At 55.5% G+C, this 17,500-nt stretch carries 13 protein-coding genes and 1 tRNA gene (1 of these 14 cut by a window edge); 6 read left to right on the forward strand and 8 right to left on the reverse strand.

The features are described 5' to 3' along the window. Positions 1-1,085: 1,085 nt before the first annotated feature. From LG31_RS0107880 to rpsU, 5 genes are all read right to left on the reverse strand, one after another. Positions 1,086-1,162 (reverse strand) — tRNA-Ile (locus tag LG31_RS0107880). Positions 1,163-1,349: 187 nt separating this feature from the next. Next, positions 1,350-3,245 (reverse strand): RNA polymerase sigma factor RpoD, encoded by a 1,896-nt coding sequence (gene rpoD, locus LG31_RS0107885; protein ID WP_308810150.1) that lies wholly within the window; start codon positions 3,243-3,245, stop codon positions 1,350-1,352. A gap of 183 nt (positions 3,246-3,428) precedes the next feature. Continuing rightward, positions 3,429-5,216, reverse strand: a complete 1,788-nt coding sequence (gene dnaG / locus LG31_RS0107890) for a DNA primase (protein WP_033113941.1) — start codon at positions 5,214-5,216, stop codon at positions 3,429-3,431. Positions 5,217-5,304: 88 nt separating this feature from the next. Then, complete coding sequence (locus tag LG31_RS0107895) at positions 5,305-5,748, reverse strand: GatB/YqeY domain-containing protein (protein WP_005341238.1); 444 nt, start codon at positions 5,746-5,748, stop codon at positions 5,305-5,307. A 15-nt stretch (positions 5,749-5,763) separates the two neighbouring features. Then, the gene (gene rpsU / locus LG31_RS20445; protein WP_005309452.1) at positions 5,764-5,979 is read right to left on the reverse strand and encodes a 30S ribosomal protein S21; all 216 of its coding nucleotides are present in this window, start codon (positions 5,977-5,979) and stop codon (positions 5,764-5,766) included. 180 nt (positions 5,980-6,159) lie between these two features. On the opposite strand from rpsU, the gene tsaD reads away from it, so the two are divergent. Next, on the forward strand, positions 6,160-7,173 hold the full coding sequence (tsaD, locus tag LG31_RS0107900; protein ID WP_033113942.1) for a tRNA (adenosine(37)-N6)-threonylcarbamoyltransferase complex transferase subunit TsaD: 1,014 nt from the start codon (positions 6,160-6,162) through the stop codon (positions 7,171-7,173). Between the two features lie 547 nt (positions 7,174-7,720). Here the strand turns inward: tsaD and LG31_RS0107905 are convergent. Together LG31_RS0107905 and aspA are read right to left on the reverse strand one after the other, a co-directional pair. Further along, positions 7,721-9,040 (reverse strand): anaerobic C4-dicarboxylate transporter, encoded by a 1,320-nt coding sequence (locus LG31_RS0107905; RefSeq protein WP_033113943.1) that lies wholly within the window; start codon positions 9,038-9,040, stop codon positions 7,721-7,723. A gap of 129 nt (positions 9,041-9,169) precedes the next feature. Beyond that, positions 9,170-10,612: an aspartate ammonia-lyase gene (gene aspA, locus LG31_RS0107910; protein WP_033113944.1), complete on the reverse strand. Its 1,443-nt coding sequence runs from the start codon at positions 10,610-10,612 to the stop codon at positions 9,170-9,172. A gap of 443 nt (positions 10,613-11,055) precedes the next feature. Here aspA and LG31_RS0107915 point away from each other — a divergent pair, with 443 nt between their 5' ends. Beyond that, the gene (locus LG31_RS0107915; protein ID WP_033113945.1) at positions 11,056-11,520 is read left to right on the forward strand and encodes an FxsA family protein; all 465 of its coding nucleotides are present in this window, start codon (positions 11,056-11,058) and stop codon (positions 11,518-11,520) included. Between the two features lie 25 nt (positions 11,521-11,545). Here the strand turns inward: LG31_RS0107915 and LG31_RS0107920 are convergent, their stop codons facing one another. Beyond that, a complete protein-coding gene (locus LG31_RS0107920; RefSeq protein ID WP_238567504.1) occupies positions 11,546-12,880 on the reverse strand; it encodes an MATE family efflux transporter in 1,335 nt (444 codons plus the stop codon). 257 nt (positions 12,881-13,137) lie between these two features. Between LG31_RS0107920 and LG31_RS0107925 the strand changes: the two genes are divergently transcribed. The 4 genes from LG31_RS0107925 to LG31_RS0107940 all read left to right on the forward strand — a co-directional run. Further along, positions 13,138-13,431 (forward strand): co-chaperone GroES, encoded by a 294-nt coding sequence (locus tag LG31_RS0107925; protein ID WP_005309514.1) that lies wholly within the window; start codon positions 13,138-13,140, stop codon positions 13,429-13,431. A 45-nt stretch (positions 13,432-13,476) separates the two neighbouring features. After that, entirely contained in the window at positions 13,477-15,111 is a 1,635-nt protein-coding gene (groL, locus tag LG31_RS0107930) for a chaperonin GroEL (RefSeq protein WP_005341224.1), read from the forward strand. Between the two features lie 104 nt (positions 15,112-15,215). Further along, the gene (locus tag LG31_RS0107935; RefSeq protein ID WP_033113948.1) at positions 15,216-15,719 is read left to right on the forward strand and encodes a putative pterin-binding protein; all 504 of its coding nucleotides are present in this window, start codon (positions 15,216-15,218) and stop codon (positions 15,717-15,719) included. Positions 15,720-15,744: 25 nt separating this feature from the next. Further along, on the forward strand, positions 15,745-17,500 hold the 5' portion of the coding sequence (locus LG31_RS0107940; RefSeq protein WP_033113947.1) for a putative bifunctional diguanylate cyclase/phosphodiesterase. 176 nt of this gene lie beyond the right edge of the window; only the first 1,756 of its 1,932 coding nucleotides appear in the window; its start codon is at positions 15,745-15,747; its stop codon lies off the right edge, out of view.

Genomic DNA, 17,500 nt, shown 5'->3' on the forward strand with positions numbered 1-17,500 from the left:
CGCTGTAATCGTGAGTGCGTGTCGTAGACACTTGCCGTAAAGGCAAGGACAAGCAGCTAGGTTCCAGTGCATCGGAAATGAGCACGAGCGCGATAACCTCACGGAATCCGCGCTCATCCGCTCCCGCCTGCGGGCCTCGTTAAGAAAATTTTTTGCAGAAATGGATTACCGCAGTTTCCTAGCTCTAGGCCGCGCCGCTCTTGGGGGGTGGGTGCTTGGGAGGAACTGCACGAAGTGAAAGGAATTTCAGTTTTTTGCAAAAATGCGCCGCATTAGCTGGTTAGACGTAAAATCTAACCATCTGATTTATATATAAAAACCGTACTTTCCGTGGCCGTTTCACCATTGCCCAGATTTTTCAGTTTGCCGACTGGAATCACCTCTTTTCATTTAAAAACAATGACCTATGTGTATTTCTCAGATTTATAAGATCTGAAAAATTTCAGTTTTCCACTTAACCCACCAGAAGGCCGTATACGGCCGCTAAACGCGTCCTGGCCTTCACTGGGGGGCCAAGACATGCCCTCATGCTGGGAATGGGCGCATGGAGTGATAGAGGCGCTGACCGGAGGGGGCTATTTGATGGGGAGGAACCGGCGGGTTTCTCCAGGGGTTACATGGCAAGTCGTGGGACGCTGAGATTTGTAACCTCACGGGGTTACAGGTTACAGCGTCAAGAAAAATGGCTACAGCCCGCACCAGACAAGGGCTACAGGCTTGTAACCTCATGCCTCTTTCTGTGCGTGTAACCTCTATTCGCTTTTTGTGTCTTGAGTGGGGTTACAGCTCAAAGCCGCGCCATTACTGGGCTAGAGCCGAGTTGTAACCTCGTAACCCGTGTAACCCCGCTTTTTTCAACATATAGAGATAGAAAAGGGAAATCTGGGGAGGAGAAAAAAACTTTAGCAATGGTTCTCAAAAGAGAATATTTCGAAGAGACGGATCATTTTTCTTCCTGGTGGAGAAAAAATTTTTTGAGGGGATGGGGAGTGGTTTTAGAGTGGTTACTCTACAGGCTGAGATATCCTATAGGTATCCTATTGAAAAGAGGGTTAGCGAGTACTATCTCGCTAACCCTCTGGAATTGGTGGCCCCTGGGGGACTTGAACCCACGACCAATCGATTATGAGTCGACTGCTCTGACCAACTGAGCTAAGGGGCCAAATTGTGCATTTAGCGGCGTGGATTATAGGGGAAGAGGAAAGGGCAGTCTATAGGCATATCAACCACTTGGCGACTAATTGTCCAGGTCGATAGAGGGTGCAAAGCCGGTCGCAAGGGGAAATGCCAGACAAAACAAAGCCCCGCATGGCGGGGCTTTGGCAGAGCAGTTTGACACAGGGTCAGGACTATTCGTCCAGGAAGCTACGCAGCACTTCCGAGCGGCTCGGGTGGCGCAGTTTGCGCAGTGCCTTGGCTTCGATCTGACGAATACGCTCACGGGTAACGTCGAACTGCTTGCCCACTTCCTCAAGGGTGTGGTCAGTGTTCATGTCGATACCGAAACGCATCCGCAGCACCTTGGCTTCGCGAGCAGTCAGACCGGCCAGCACTTCACGGGTTGCGTTGCGCAGGCTTTCGCTGGTTGCTGCATCGGCCGGCAGAGCCAGGGTGGTATCTTCAATGAAGTCGCCCAAGTGGGAATCTTCATCATCACCGATGGGCGTCTCCATGGAGATAGGCTCTTTGGCGATTTTCAGTACCTTGCGGATCTTGTCTTCCGGCATGCCCATGCGCATGGCCAGCTCTTCCGGGTTCGGTTCACGACCCATCTCCTGCAGCATCTGACGGGAGATACGGTTGAGCTTGTTGATGGTTTCGATCATGTGTACTGGGATCCGGATGGTACGGGCCTGATCCGCGATGGAGCGGGTAATGGCCTGACGGATCCACCAAGTAGCATAGGTCGAGAACTTGTAGCCACGACGGTATTCAAACTTGTCTACCGCCTTCATCAGACCGATGTTGCCCTCCTGGATCAGATCCAGGAACTGCAGACCACGGTTGGTGTATTTCTTGGCGATAGAGATAACCAGACGCAAGTTGGCCTCAACCATCTCTTTCTTCGCACGGCGGGCCTTGGCCTCACCGATGCTCATGCGACGGTTGATATCCTTGATCTGGGCAATCGACAGACCGGTCTCTTCTTCAATCTGCTGCAGCTTGCCGATGGCGCGCTGAATATCCTCGTCCATTTCAACCAGACGGGGAGACCAGGCTTTGCCAGCCTGCTTCTGGTATTCAAACCAAGCAGTTTCACACTCGTTGTTGGTGAAGGCCGCGACGAAGGTTTTCTTCGGCATCTTGGCCTGCTCAACGCAGAGTTTCATGATGATGCGCTCCTGCACGCGAACGCGCTCCATCATCTCGCGCATGTTGTTGACCAAGCGATCGAACTGCTTGGGCATCAGGCGGAATTGACGGAACACATCGGCCAGCTGGGCGATGGCGGCTTGGGTATCATCGTGCGCGCGACCATTCTTCTGAATGGAGAGGCGGGTCACTTCATACTGGGCACGCAGTTCGGCGAACTTCTCGCGAGCGACTTCCGGATCCGGACCACCGTCACCATCATCGTCAGAGTTGTCGCCGTCTTCGTCTTCGTCTTCTTCGTCTTCTTCGTCTTCATCGGCCAGATCGTCTTCACCGAGTTCGGAACCGATGTGGGTGGCGGTCGGCGCCATATCTTCGGTATCGTTCGGATCGATAAAGCCGGAAATGATGTCGGAGAGACGCAACTGCTCGGCTTCGTACTTGTCGTACTGTTCGAGCAGGTAAGTGATGGCTTCCGGGTACTCCGCTACGGAGCTTTGTACCTGGTTGATACCGTCTTCGATCCGCTTGGCGATGTCGATTTCGCCTTCGCGGGTCAGCAGTTCAACAGTACCCATTTCCCGCATGTACATGCGGACGGGATCGGTCGTGCGACCAATCTCGGATTCAACAGATGCCAGAGCCTGGGCCGCTGCTTCGGCAGCGTCCTCATCGGCGGTGCCCCCTTCAGCCATGATCAAGTCATCGGCATCCGGAGCGTTTTCAACTACTTGAATGCCCATATCGTTGATCATCTGAATGATGTCTTCGATCTGGTCTGAATCGACAATATCTTGCGGGAGGTGATCGTTCACCTCGGCATAGGTCAGGTAGCCCTGTTCTTTACCTTTGGCAACGAGGAGTTTAAGCTGAGACTGCGGGGTTTGCTCCATAGAACTCATCCGGTTGGTGCTGCTAGGTTGCGCGTACAGTGCGCTGCTGCGCAAATAGCCAATTCTAATAGAAAACCGCCAGACATGCTATGTCTGGTTGCGGCGTCGGTCATGAGAAACCCCTGCCCGCAGTATTGTCGGGGCCAGGCGGTTATAAAGTTTTTGCTTTTCATCCCGTCGATTCGGGCAACGCTATCCATATTGGGACTAATCACTCAAATATCAAGCCCCACTCTCATTTCTTTTCTCAATTTGCACCTCTCTGATCAGCATCATCAACTCTTGGGTTTCTTCGGAGCTTAGTCCTTCCTGAGCCACTTTGGCCTGCAATTCTTCGATCCGTTGTTTTAGAAACAGGTTGATGAAACCGACGAAGGTATCCTGCAACTCTCCCAGAATATCCGGCTCCTGATCGAGTTTGATCTCCTCGAACAGGTCGTGCATCGCCAGCTGGGCGAGAATTTCCCCCTCTTTGGTACCGCGCCAGTGCTCCAGCAGGATGCCGGTAGTGATACCGGGCTGAGCCAGGATCTGCTGATGCAACTGCAGCAGGAAGGTAATCCCTTGCAAGCGCAAACCCGCCAGCTCCGGCATTGCAGGTAGCTCTGCCGTCACGGCCGGGTACTGCACCATCAGGGCCAATGCCCGGCGCAGCGGGGTCAGTTTGGCTGCCTTGGGCTTGTTGACCTCGGCCTTGGGCTGGCTGTTGCGGGCAAAGAGCTCGGCAATTCGCTGCTTGTTCTCACCCCAGCGCATCATGCTGGAGAGGCGGGTGATCAGCCCCTCGCGGGTGAACCCTTCCGGCACGCGGCGGATAAGTTCTGCGGCCTTGTTGGCCACCTCAAACTTGCCTGCTTCACCGGAGAGTGCCGCATCGCGACCAAGACGCTCGAACATGAAGTCGGCGAAGGGTTGAGCTTCATCGAGCAGGGCTTCAAAGCCCTCCTTGCCGATCTGGCGTACCAGCGAGTCGGGATCCTCACCATCGGGCAGGAACACGAATTTGAGTTCGCGGCCATCCTGCAGATGGGAGAGGGCATTATCCAGTGCCCGCCACGCGGCTTCACGACCGGCGTTGTCGCCGTCGTAGCAGCAGACCACCTCGGCGGTGGTGCGAAACAGGGTATGGATGTGATCACTGGTGGTCGCGGTACCCAGTGCCGCCACCGCATAGTCGATGTCGTACTGACCGAGTGCCACCACGTCCATGTAGCCCTCAACCACCAGGATCCGGCGTGGATCCTTGTGTGCCTGCTTGACCTCATAGAGGCCGAACAGCTCCCGCCCCTTATGGAAAATCGGGGTTTCCGGTGAGTTGAGGTATTTGGGGGTGCCATCGCCCAACACCCGGCCACCGAAACCGATGACCCGGCCACGCTTGTCGCGGATCGGGAACATGATGCGATCGCGGAAACGATCGTAGCTGCCCCCGCCATTTTCACGAGTGATCAACATGCCACCCGAGATAAGCAGCTGTTCGTGATCCCGGCTCGCACCAAAGCGGCGACGTACCTGATCCCAATCGCTTGGGGCATAACCGATGTTGAAGCGTTTGACCACTTCACCGGTCAGGCCACGTCCCTTGAGGTACTCCACCGCATGGGGGGCACTCTTGAGATTGCTCTCGTAGAAGCGGGCGATCTGGTTCATCAGCTCGAACAGATCCTTGCTGACTGCCGGCTGGCTATGGCCAGATCCACCGCTGCTCTGCTCGCGGGGCACCTGCATGCCCTGCTGGCTGGCGAGCTCTTCGATGGCGTCGGGGAATTCGAGGCCGTCATACTCCATGACAAAGCCGATGGCGTTGCCGTGGGCGCCACAGCCGAAACAGTGATAGAACTGCTTCTCCTGGCTGACGGTAAAAGAGGGGCTTTTTTCGTTATGAAAAGGGCAGCAAGCCTGGTAGTTCTTACCGGCTTTTTTCAGCCGCACTCGCGAGTCGATCAGCTCGACTATGTCTGTGCGTGCGAGCAGATCGTCGATAAAGGATTGGGGGATCCTGCCTGCCATAACCGTCCTGTTTCACTGCGATAGAAAATAAAAAAGCCGCGCATTCACAAGGAAGCACGGCTTCTTCGACCAAACAAGAGTTTGCCTGTTACGCCAAGCGGGTTTTCACCTGAGCACTGACGGCGCCGACATCGGCACGACCCTGAATTTTTGGCTTCAAGACAGCCATGACTTTACCCATGTCAGCCATGACAGCAGCACCGCTCTCGGCGATGGCTTGCTCGATCAGGGCGGCAATTTCGTCTGCGGTCAGTTGTTGTGGCAGGAACTCCTGCAGCACAACGATCTCGGCGGACTCTTTGTCGGCGAGATCCTGGCGACCGGCAGCTTCAAATTGGCTGATGGAATCGCGGCGCTGTTTGACCATCTTGGTCACGACAGCGAGGATATCCTCATCATTGAGCTCGACACGGGTATCGACTTCACGCTGCTTGATTTCTGCCATCAACAACCGGATAGCGCCCAACCGCGGCTTGTCTTTGGCAAGCATGGCGAGCTTTTGCTGATCCTTGAGTTGATCCTTCAGAGACACGGCATGATCCCTTGATTAGTACAGGCGGATACGACGTGCGTTTTCGCGAGACAGCTTCTTGGCGTGACGCTTAACGGCAGACGCTTTGGCGCGCTTACGAATGGTAGTCGGCTTCTCGTAGAACTCACGGCTACGAACTTCGGACAGGATACCGGCTTTTTCGCAAGAACGCTTGAAGCGACGCAGAGCAACGTCAAACGGCTCATTTTCACGGACTTTGATTACTGGCATGTGCCTTTCACCTCAGTGATAAAATTGTTAGCTGACCTTCAATCGATCAGCATGACTTAAAATGGTGCGAAATTATACTCTGGACAGGGAATGAAAGTAAACCCGCAGAGATCGCTCTGGTTTAAAAAACCCGCGAAGGTTACCATAGCCGTCTCATTTTAGCAGTGAAAATTTTTAGCAATGCGTGTATTGGGCATAGAGACATCCTGTGACGAAACCGGGATCGCGATCTTCGACGATCAAAAAGGGATCCTTTCCCACCAGTTATATAGCCAGGTCAAGCTGCATGCGGACTACGGTGGCGTTGTCCCCGAGCTCGCCAGCCGGGATCACGTTCGCAAGACGATCCCGTTGATCCAGGCCGCATTGCGGGAGGCGGGACTGGGCAAGGATGACATCGATGGCATCGCCTATACCGCGGGTCCGGGTCTGGTTGGCGCCATTCTGGTGGGGGCCACCATTGGCCGTTCGCTGGCGATGGCGTGGAACAAGCCGGCTATCGCCGTCCACCATATGGAAGGTCACCTGCTGGCGCCCATGCTGGAAGAGAAGGCCCCCGAGTTCCCCTTCGTGGCGCTGCTGGTCTCCGGTGGCCACTCCATGCTGGTACGGGTTGATGGCATCGGCAGCTATCAGCTGCTGGGCGAATCTATCGATGATGCTGCTGGCGAGGCGTTCGACAAGACCGCCAAGCTGATGGGGCTGGACTATCCGGGTGGCCCGCTGCTCTCCCGTCTGGCCGAGAAGGGCACCACCGGACGTTTCCACTTCCCCCGTCCGATGACAGATCGCCCCGGGCTCGACATGAGCTTCTCCGGCCTCAAGACCTTTGCTGCCAACACCATCGCCGCCAACGGCGATGATGAGCAGACCCGTGCCGATATCGCCCGTGCGTTTGAAGATGCGGTGGTCGATACCCTGGCCATCAAGTGCCGTCGAGCCTTGAAAGAGACCGGCCTCAAGCGTCTGGTGGTGGCCGGTGGCGTCAGTGCCAACCGTCATCTGCGCGCCCAGCTGGCCGAGCTGATGGAGAGCCTCAAGGGTGAGGTGTTCTATCCGCGCACCGAATATTGCACCGATAATGGCGCCATGATCGCCTATGCCGGCATGCAGCGTCTGAAGGCGGGCGTGTTCGAGCCGCTGGCGGTCAAGGCCGTGCCGCGCTGGCCGCTGGATACCCTGGATCCGGTCTGATCCAAAGGATCCTGCTCTTGTCGGGCGAGTGATGTGAAATGCCCGGGCATGCTCTCTGTGAAGACGGGAGCCTGTCCGGGGCATTTTTGTTGTTACGCCACTCCTTGTTGCTTGATTGCTCCTTGTGGATCGGAAGCGCCCTCCGCGGCATCTGTCGCTATCCCCTCAAGCCCGCTCTTGGCATCCATGCCACGCTATAAATTGAATTTATGTATTTTGGCTAATTGACCTCATTTTTCCTTATGCCTTTGCCAGCTCCTGCCTGTGGCTCTGTTTTTGACCTTTATCACCGTTAGCTAGTCATCGTCCGATCCTGATAGATGCCAGCGCCCACAGAGTGCCGCCAGCAAGCGCCTGATAAAGAGGTGAGGAAAGGGAGGTGACTGTGCGGGGCGAAGCCATGCACGGCTGTCCGATGTGTTTGACTGCGGTTGATACGGAATCCTGCGCCAAGTTTTCGCTATCAGCGGCCAGCGTCAGAGCGAGGCGCAAAAAAATCCCCGCCAGCTGGCGGGGATTTTTGATTGGCTATCGACAGGCGATGCGATTACAGCATGATGCCGCCGAAGAAGAAGCCCAGCGCCACGGCAATCGCGATGGTGGCGGTGCCGGGGATAAAGAAGGGGTGGTTGAACACAGCTTTGCCGATGCGGGTTGAGCCGGTGTCGTCCATCTCTACCGCGGCCAGCAGGGTCGGGTAGGTCGGCAGTACGAACAGGGCGCTCACGGCCGCGAAAGAGGCGATGGCGGTCAGCGGGCTGACACCCAGCGCCAGAGCGGCAGGCATCAGGGCCTTGGTGGTTGCACCCTGTGAGTAGAGCAGCATGGCGGCGAAGAAGAGCACCACGGCCAGCAGCCAGGAGTACTGGTTCAGCAGATCGCCAGCGATCAGCTGGATGGTGTCCATGTTGCCTTTCACGAAGACATTACCCAGCCAGGCCACACCCAGTACGCAGATACAGGCGGACATACCGGACTTGAAGGTCGGCATGTTGGTCACTTGAGTTGCGTCCAGTTTGCACACCAGAGTCATGATGGTGGCAGCGGCCAGCATGATGCCCATGATGGCGCCATCGCGGGGGATCGGCGGGTTGGTGATGAGGCCAACTTTGCCGGAGATCGCGGTGGCATAGGCCATCACGGCCACGATGGCGGCGATGAAGATCCAGACGGACAGCTTGGCGTACGGCTTGATTTCCAGCTGGCTGGTGCCGCGCAGCTTGATCTGGCCCTTGGCTTTACGCTCCAGATAGACTTCGTCCTGATCCAGCGGTTTGCCCATCATGTTGGCGATGAAGGCACCCAGGATACAGGCCAGGAAAGTAGAGGGAATGCAGATGGCCAGCAGGGTCAGGTAGTCAACACCGAACGGCTCGAGCATGCCGGAGAAGGCAACCACAGCGGCAGAGATCGGGGATGCTGTGATGGCGATCTGGGAGGCAACAACCGCGATGGAGAGCGGACGGGACGGGCGGATCCCCTGCTCTTTGGCCACTTCGGCGATAACCGGCAGGGTGGAGAAGGCGGTGTGACCGGTACCGGCCAGCATGGTCATCAGATAGGTGACGACCGGGGCGGCGAAGGTGATGTATTTGGGGTTCTTGCGCAGCGCTTTTTCAGCCAGGGAGACCAGATAGTCCATCCCGCCAGCCAGTTGCATACAGGCGATGGCGCAAATGACGGACGCAATGATCATGATCACATCCCAGGGGATGTAGGTGACCAGCTGGTCGCTCGGGATCTGCACCCCGAGGCCCCAGGTCAGGACCAGAACCCCCAGACCACCGGCAAAGCCGATGCCGATGCTGCCTATCCGGGCGCCCAGATAGATAGCGGCGAGCACGACAAGTAACTCGATTCCAATCATAGCGATAACTCCATTTTTTAGTTTTTTGGTTTTTATTTGGCAAAAAGCCAATTCCCGATCGGGCTGGGGATAAAGACCAATCGGGAACTGACTTTAAATGGGCCGGGAAGATCCCGGCCCATGCGTCGCTTATACAGTGGTTTCGCGAGTGAAACGCTTGGCCTTGTATTGCGGGTTCATCAGGTTCTCGATGGAGAGGATCTCGTCCAGCTGCTCGGCGCTCAGCAGGCCGCGCTCCAGTACGACTTCGCGTACGTTCTTGCCGGTCTGGGCGCAGATCTTGCCAACGATGTCCCCTTCGTGGTGACCGATGAAGGGGTTCAGGTAGGTCACTATACCGATGGAGTTCAGCACGTGGTTCATGCAGATTTCCGGGTTGGCGGTGATACCTTCCACGCACTTCTCGCGCAGGGAGATACAGGCTTTTTCCATCAGGCTCAGGGATTCGAACATTGCCTGACCAATCACCGGCTCCATGACGTTCAGCTGCAGCTGACCGGCTTCGGCGGCGAAGGTGATGGTGATGTCGTTACCGAATACCTTGAAGCAGGACTGGTTGACCACTTCCGGGATAACCGGGTTGACCTTGGCCGGCATGATGGAGGAACCCGCCTGCATTTCCGGCAGGTTGATCTCTTTCAGTGCAGTGCGCGGGCCGGAGGAGAGCAGACGCAGGTCGTTACAGATCTTGGAGAGCTTCATGGCCAGACGCTTGATGGCGCCGTGCAGCATGACGTAGGCGCCGCAGTCGGAGGTTGCTTCGATCAGATCTTCAGCCGGTACATAGGCACGGCCGGTGATCTCTGCCAGACGCTTGATGGCCAGCGCAGAGTACTCGGGCGGAGTGTTCAGGCCGGTACCGATGGCGGTAGCGCCCAGGTTCACTTCCAGCAGCAGCTCTTGGCAACGCTTGATGGATTTGATCTCTTCGCGCAGGGTCACGGCGAAAGCGTGGAACTCCTGACCCAGGGTCATCGGCACGGCATCCTGCAGCTGGGTACGGCCCATCTTCAGGATCTTCTTGAACTCGTTAGCCTTGACGTCGAAAGCGGCGATCAGCGCTTCCAGGGCATGCAGGGTCACGTCGGTGCTGTTCACAACAGCAACGCGGAAACCGGTGGGGTAGGCATCGTTGGTGGACTGGCACTTGTTGACGTGATCGTTCGGGTTGATGACGTCGTAACGACCTTTCTCCAGACCCATGATCTCCAGTGCGATGTTGGCCAGCACTTCGTTGGTGTTCATGTTGACGGAGGTGCCGGCACCACCCTGGTAAACGTCGACCGGGAACTGGTCGAAGCACTTGCCGGTGTTCAGCATCAGGTCGCAGGCTTCCACGATCTTGTCTGCAATTTCAGGACGGATGGTACCGAGCTCGCCGTTGGCCAGCGCAGCGGCCTTCTTGGTCAGCACCATGCCACGTACGAATTCCGGAACGTCAGAAATCTTCTGAGAGCTGATCTTGAAGTTCTCGACAGCGCGCAGGGTGTGCACACCGTAGTAGAGATCATTGGAAACTTCTTTAGTGCCCAGCAAGTCTTCTTCAATGCGGACGTTCTTGATGTCGCTCATTGTAATGCCTCAGAAATCAGATAAATGGAAAAATCCTCACCGAGTGGTCGCGAGTTCCTTGCGCACAGCTCATCCTGAAGCACCACACACCGAGTGGGGCGATTGGGAGTGTGACCTCCCTAATAACTAATCAACATACTACTCCAATTGAGGTATCGGTTATTAGAGCTGGATCACTAATCTGGTGACATCTTCAAATTCCTTTGATGAATGTACACATATGTTGTACATGATTTATCACCCTGATTTTTATAAAAATTTGTAATTTATTGCTGATTTTTTAGCGTCTGGTTGATGATGGGGTCATTTGGGTGGCTTGAAAAGGGCGGGTTGGCCCCCATTTATTGGGGGTAGGAAGTGGTGACTCGCGCGTCTGAACATCGTGTGCAGCTCCCGGTTCGCGGGACCACTTTTTCTCACATTTGACTGGTTGTGGAGCTTATATGGGCAAGCTGTTTCTGCTGTTGGTGGGTCTGGTGGTACTGGAGCTCACCGTGATGATCGAGGTCGGTTCTGTGATTGGAGCGCTGCCGACCGTCGGCTTGCTCATCCTGACCGCCATTCTGGGCTCTTCTCTGGTGCGCAGTGAAGGGCTCAAGACCCTGTTCAGTGCCCAGCAGAAGATGCAGCAGGGCGAGATGCCGGGCCGCGAAGTGATGGGCGGCATGATGCTGGCGCTGGCCGGTTTGCTGCTGATCATCCCGGGTTTTGTCACCGACTTCTTCGGGATCTTGCTGCTGCAGCCCTGGCTGCGCAACAAGCTGGCCGACAAGCTGATCGGCAGCAACCAGTTCCGGATGCAGATGGGCGGTTTCCAGCGCACTCAATCGCCGTTTGAGCAATCCCTCGGCGATCATCCGAAACAGGGTGGCACCACCATTGAAGGCGAGTTTGAGCGCAAAGAGTGAATGTGATTGGCAGAGGGTTGTGATATCAGGGCTTGCCCTTATGGCACAACGCCTCGAAGCGGTGTCGGGCATACCACCATGCGAGGGTGCCCGCCGCCAGATTGGCCAGCAAGATCCCCAGATATATCCCCTGTTCTCCCCCCAACTGGGCGCCTAGCCAGGCTCCCGGCAGTAAAAAGCCAAACAGCCGCAGGCCATTGAACAAAAACGAGATGCTCGATGCCCGCACGCCATTGAGCGCCGAGGCCAGCAGCATCACCATCCCCTGAAAGCCATATCCGATAGGTACCAGATGCAGATAGAGGATGATGAGGCGGATCACCTGTGGATGGTCGCTAAACAGGTTGGCGATGAGTGGTGCCAGCAGCCAGGTGAGGCCATAGATGGCGAGCTGGAACAGCAGGGCAAAGCGCATGCTGCTCTGAAGTGCGGCTTTGGCCCGGGCCGGATTGCCGGCGCCGCAGTTTTGCGAGATGAAGGGTGCCAGCACGGAGGCGAGCGCCATCATCACGATCAGCAGCAGTGCCTCGACCCGCGATGCAGCGCCGTAAGCCGCCACCACTTCTGTACCCAGACCGGCGAAAATCGTCATCAGCACTGCGTTGGCCAGCGGGTTGAGCATGTTGGTAAAAGAGGCGGGGATGGCGACATGAAGCAGTGCCCGCCAGTGGTAGAGCAGCCGGGTGCGCGGCGAGAGGCGCCACAACAGCAATCCTTCCCGATGACGCAGGATGTAGAGGCTGACCAGCATGGCCATCAGCCATGAGATGGAGGTGGCGATGGCGGCACCCCGGATCCCCCACTCGGGGAAGGGGCCGATGCCGAAGATAAGCAGCGGATCCAGCATGCCGTTGACCAGACCGGCCACCGTCATGACGAGGCTGGGCGTCTTGGTATCACCGGTAGCGCGGATGGCGGAGTTGCCCACCATGGGTAGCACCAGCATGGGCACGGTGAGATACCAGATCAGCATGTAGTCGTGGATAAGGGAGATAAGTTCGGCACTGGCGCCCAGCAGGGTAAATAGCGGTTTGATGGTGAGGGCGCCCCCTGCCGAGAGCAAGGCGACCAGGATCACCGCCAGAAACAGGCTATCGGTGGCGAGGTGGGCCGCCTCCTCATGTTTGCCCTGTCCCAATGCATGACCGATCACCGCCGAGAGGCCGGCTCCCAGCCCCATGGCGAGCGAGGTGACCACGAAGGTGACCGGAAAGGTAAAGCTGATGGCCGCCAGCGCTTCGGTGCCCAGCATGCCGATAAAAAAGGTATCGACCAGGTTGAAGGCCAGAATAGCGACGATGCCGAGGATCATGGGGCCCGTCATCTGGCGCAGTACGACAGGGATAGGTGCTGTCAGCATGGGATTGATGCGGGTCAAGGGATCGTCTCTACATCTTGCTCGAAGAGCGGGGCTGATAACTGGGCTGGCGCTGCCAGCGAAGTTCGCGAAGAGAATACGGGCGAACAATCGAAGGTTTTTATAGTACGTGAAAAAATTTTTTTTGTATTTGCCCTTGAAGGGTTAGCAACCTCACCCCACATCAGGGACATATCCGATTTGGCCTGGAACGGCCATTCCTCAAAGCAACAATGAGACTCATTTTGGGAGAGTTATCGATGAAAATTCGTCCACTGCACGACCGCGTCATCATCAAGCGCATCGAAGCTGAAGCCAAATCCGCTGGTGGTATCGTACTGACTGGTACTGCGGCTCAAAAGTCCACCCGTGGTGAAGTGCTTGCCGTGGGGACTGGTCGAATCCTGGATAATGGCGATGTCAAAGCGCTGGCCGTCAAGGTTGGCGACAAGGTTATCTTCAACGAAGGCTACGGCGTGAAAACCGAGAAGCTGGATGGTCAGGATGTTCTGATCCTGTCCGAGACCGACATTCTGGCGATTGTCGAAGAGTAATCCATCCCCACTTTTCCCCGAATTGATTGAAAGGATTGAACAAAAATGGCTGCTAAAGACGTTAAGTTTGGTAACGAAGCCCGCATCAAGATGCTGGAAGGTGTGAACATCCTGGCTGATGCCGTCAAGGTTACTCTGGGCCCGAAAGGCCGCAACGTGGTACTGGACAAGTCCTTCGGTGCTCCGACCATCACCAAAGATGGTGTTTCCGTTGCGCGCGAGATCGAGCTGGAAGACAAGTTCCAGAACATGGGCGCCCAGATGGTCAAGGAAGTTGCTTCCAAGGCGAATGACGCTGCGGGTGACGGTACTACCACTGCAACCGTTCTGGCTCAGGCTATCGTCAACGAAGGTCTGAAAGCCGTTGCCGCCGGTATGAACCCGATGGATCTGAAGCGTGGTATCGACAAAGCAGTTGTGGCTGCCGTTGCCGAGCTGCAGGCGCTGTCCCAGCCGTGTGCTGACAGCAATGCCATCGCTCAGGTTGGCACCATTTCCGCCAACTCCGACGAGAAAGTGGGCAAGCTGATTGCCGAAGCCATGGACAAAGTAGGTCGCGATGGCGTCATCACCGTTGAAGATGGTCAGGGTCTGGAAGATGAGCTGGCTGTTGTTGAAGGTATGCAGTTCGACCGCGGCTACCTGTCCCCCTACTTCATCAACAAGCAGGAGACCGGTTCCGTTGAACTGGACGATCCGTTCATCCTGCTGGTTGACAAGAAAGTCTCCAACATCCGCGAAATGCTGCCGGTGCTGGAAGGCGTTGCCAAAGCTGGCAAACCGCTGCTGATCGTTGCCGAAGACGTAGAGGGCGAAGCGCTGGCTACTCTGGTGGTCAACACCATGCGCGGCATCGTGAAAGTGGCTGCCGTCAAGGCGCCGGGCTTCGGTGACCGTCGCAAGGCCATGCTGCAGGATATCGCCGTACTGACTGGCGGTACCGTCATCTCCGAAGAAGTTGGCATGGAGCTGGAAAAAGCGACTCTGGAAGATCTGGGTCGTGCCAAGCGCATCGTCATCACCAAAGAGAACACCACCATCATCGATGGCGTGGGTGATGCAGGCGTGATCGAAGGCCGTGTTGCCCAGATCCGTCAGCAGATCGAAGAGACCTCCTCCGACTACGACCGTGAGAAGCTGCAAGAGCGCGTAGCCAAGCTGGCTGGCGGTGTTGCCGTGATCAAGGTGGGTGCTGCTACCGAAGTCGAGATGAAAGAGAAGAAAGCTCGCGTAGAAGATGCTCTGCATGCTACCCGTGCTGCCGTTGAAGAAGGCGTGGTTGCCGGTGGTGGTGTTGCGCTGGTGCGCGTTGCTGCCAAACTGGCTGGCCTGCGTGGCGACAACGAAGACCAGAACGTCGGTATCAAGGTTGCCCTGCGCGCCATGGAAGCCCCGCTGCGTCAAATCGTCATCAACGCCGGTGAAGAAGCCTCCGTCATCGCCAACGCGGTGAAGAACGGTGAAGGCAACTTCGGTTACAACGCTTACACCGAGCAGTATGGCGACATGCTGACCATGGGTATTCTGGATCCGACCAAGGTAACCCGCTCTGCACTGCAGTTCGCTTCTTCCATCGCTGGTCTGATGATCACCACCGAGTGCATGGTCACCGAGCTGCCGAAGAAAGATGCTCCGGCTATGCCTGATATGGGTGGCATGGGCGGCATGGGCATGATGTAATCATCATCCCGGCTCTGTTTGAGAAACGGCTCGCTTTGGCGGGCCGTTTTTTTTTATCCGGCTAAACTGAGATTTGTTGATAAGGATGTTATTTGGAGGTGGGTATGAAAAAACTGGGTCTGATTTCTTTACTTTTTTCACTGGCAAGCTTCTCCGTACTGGCATTGGGGACGCCTACAGGGCCTGTGATTCTCAAGGTGACAGGTAATGTTAAAGCGACAGAAGCCGTAGATGGCGTTGCGCAGTTTGACCTTGCCATGTTGCAGGCACTGCCACAGCACGAGATCGTGACCGGAAATCCCTGGGTCGATAAGCCCCACAAGTATCGTGGGCCCAAACTGGCTGATGTACTGGCGGCTGTGGGGGCTGATGATGGCAGTTCCATTACCCTGACTGCACTCAATAGCTACCAGATCCGAATCAACTGGGACAAGGTCAAACGCTATGAGCCCATCCTTGCTTGGGAGGATGATGGTGTCGTCATGAAGGTGCGCGACAAGGGGCCGCTCTGGTTTATGCTGCCGCTTGATCAACATCCGGAATTGAAACGCTCCGAATATACCGACATGATGATCTGGCAGCTCAGCTCAGTTGATATCCAGCATTAATCGTTTTATTGCTCAGGAGTATGGGGTGAAGGAAAAGACCAAAGCCTGGCCGCTTGTCGCCACTCTTTATTTTTTCATCCTGTTGTTTACGGGAAGTACTCTCTATTCTCTGGTTCAGGTTCAGAATGCAACCCGGGTTATGGAGAAGTACACCTACGATGTCTCCTGGGCATTGATGCAGTTACAGCTGGAGCTGGGACGCTTTCTTAATAGTGTCGAGGTTTACCACTATGGCGGCATCGATCACGATGCCCTGATGCTGCGTTATGACATTCTCTGGAGTCGAACCCCAATTCTGCTTAGTGGCCAATTACGCAAGAGCATGGAGGACAAGCAGAAGACTCTGCGCTTGGTGCAGTTGATTGAGAGCAATATTCGCAATATCGAACCTGATATCACCAGACTGCAAGTGGGCTCACCCGATTACCAGCAAATCATGATGCGTCTTGCGCCTCTGCAAGAACCGCTCTCTTATTCTCTTGCATCCGTCATGCAGAAGAACATCAACATCTATTCAGAGAACGATCGCCATTTTGCCCAGTTGCGGAATGCTCTGCTGATGATGGTATCTGGTCTGGTTATCTCGGTACTCTTGCTCAGTGCACTGCTTATATATGAAGGGCGGCGTCATTTCAGAGCAGTGCGGCGAGATCCCCTGACCGGATTGCCAAATAGGGTTGCCTTGCTCGAAATGATGGAATCTTATGCGACACAAGAGATGCCATTTGGTCTGGTGCTGATCGATATCAATGACTTCAGGGATATCAATAGCAAGTTTGGCTACGACACCGGGGATTATCTGCTCAACGAATTGGCAAAGAGGGTCAAGGGCCTGTGTGAAGAAGGCGAATCTTGCGGGCGTCTTGGGGGCGATCAATTCGTGATTATCCAGCGTGGTAGCAGTGACCTGCGGCAAATCAGGGAGCTGGTCGCGCGTTTATTGCATTCACTCAAGCAGGACATGGTGTTTGATAATTACCCTTTCCGTCTTGAAGTCGGTATCGGCATAGCCTTTTATCCCGTTGATAGTGATAAAACCCAAGAGCTGTTGAGTCGGGTAGAGCAGGCTCTGTTCCATAGCCGCAAAACGCATGTCCCTTACGTTATCTATGATAACTCGCTGCTCAATGAGACTGCTCGTCGTAAACACCTTGCTTCCGACATGGTCATGGCGTTGGAACATAATGCGCTGGAGCTCTATTACCAACCCATCGTCAATCTTGAGACTGGTCGCTGTGAAGCGGTGGAGGCATTGCTACGTTGGCGCCATCCCGAGCTTGGGTTTATCCCGCCCAATGAAGTCATTATGGTGGCCGAAGAGTTTCAGCTTGCCGAGCGAGTGGGCAGCTGGGTGCTGAATACTGCTTGTGAGCAGCTCTATCAGTGGCATCAGCTTGGCCTCGTCGACTTGCAAATGTGCGTGAACATTTCTCCTGGCATGTATCAGCGCAATTTGTTGAAACTGGTTGCCAAGGCATTGATGGAACATCATCTGCCAGCACGAAGCCTGGTTCTGGAAGTCACGGAAGACACCACAATGAGGGAGGTGAAGAATTCGCTGCAATTGATGCAGGATCTGAATCAACAGGGAGTGTTGTTGGCATTGGATGATTTTGGCACTGGCTACTCATCGCTTAGTTATCTTCAGAAGCTGCCCGTGAGCAAAGTGAAGATCGACCGCTCTTTTATCCAGGGGATAGATACTTCTCTGGAAGCATCGGAACTGGTCGCCAACATCTGCCGGATGGGTTCCATGCTTGGCAAGATTTTGGTGTGCGAAG

The sequence above is a fragment of the Aeromonas lacus genome (assembly GCF_000764665.1).
GTDB classification, from domain to species: Bacteria; Pseudomonadota; Gammaproteobacteria; order Enterobacterales; family Aeromonadaceae; genus Aeromonas; species Aeromonas lacus.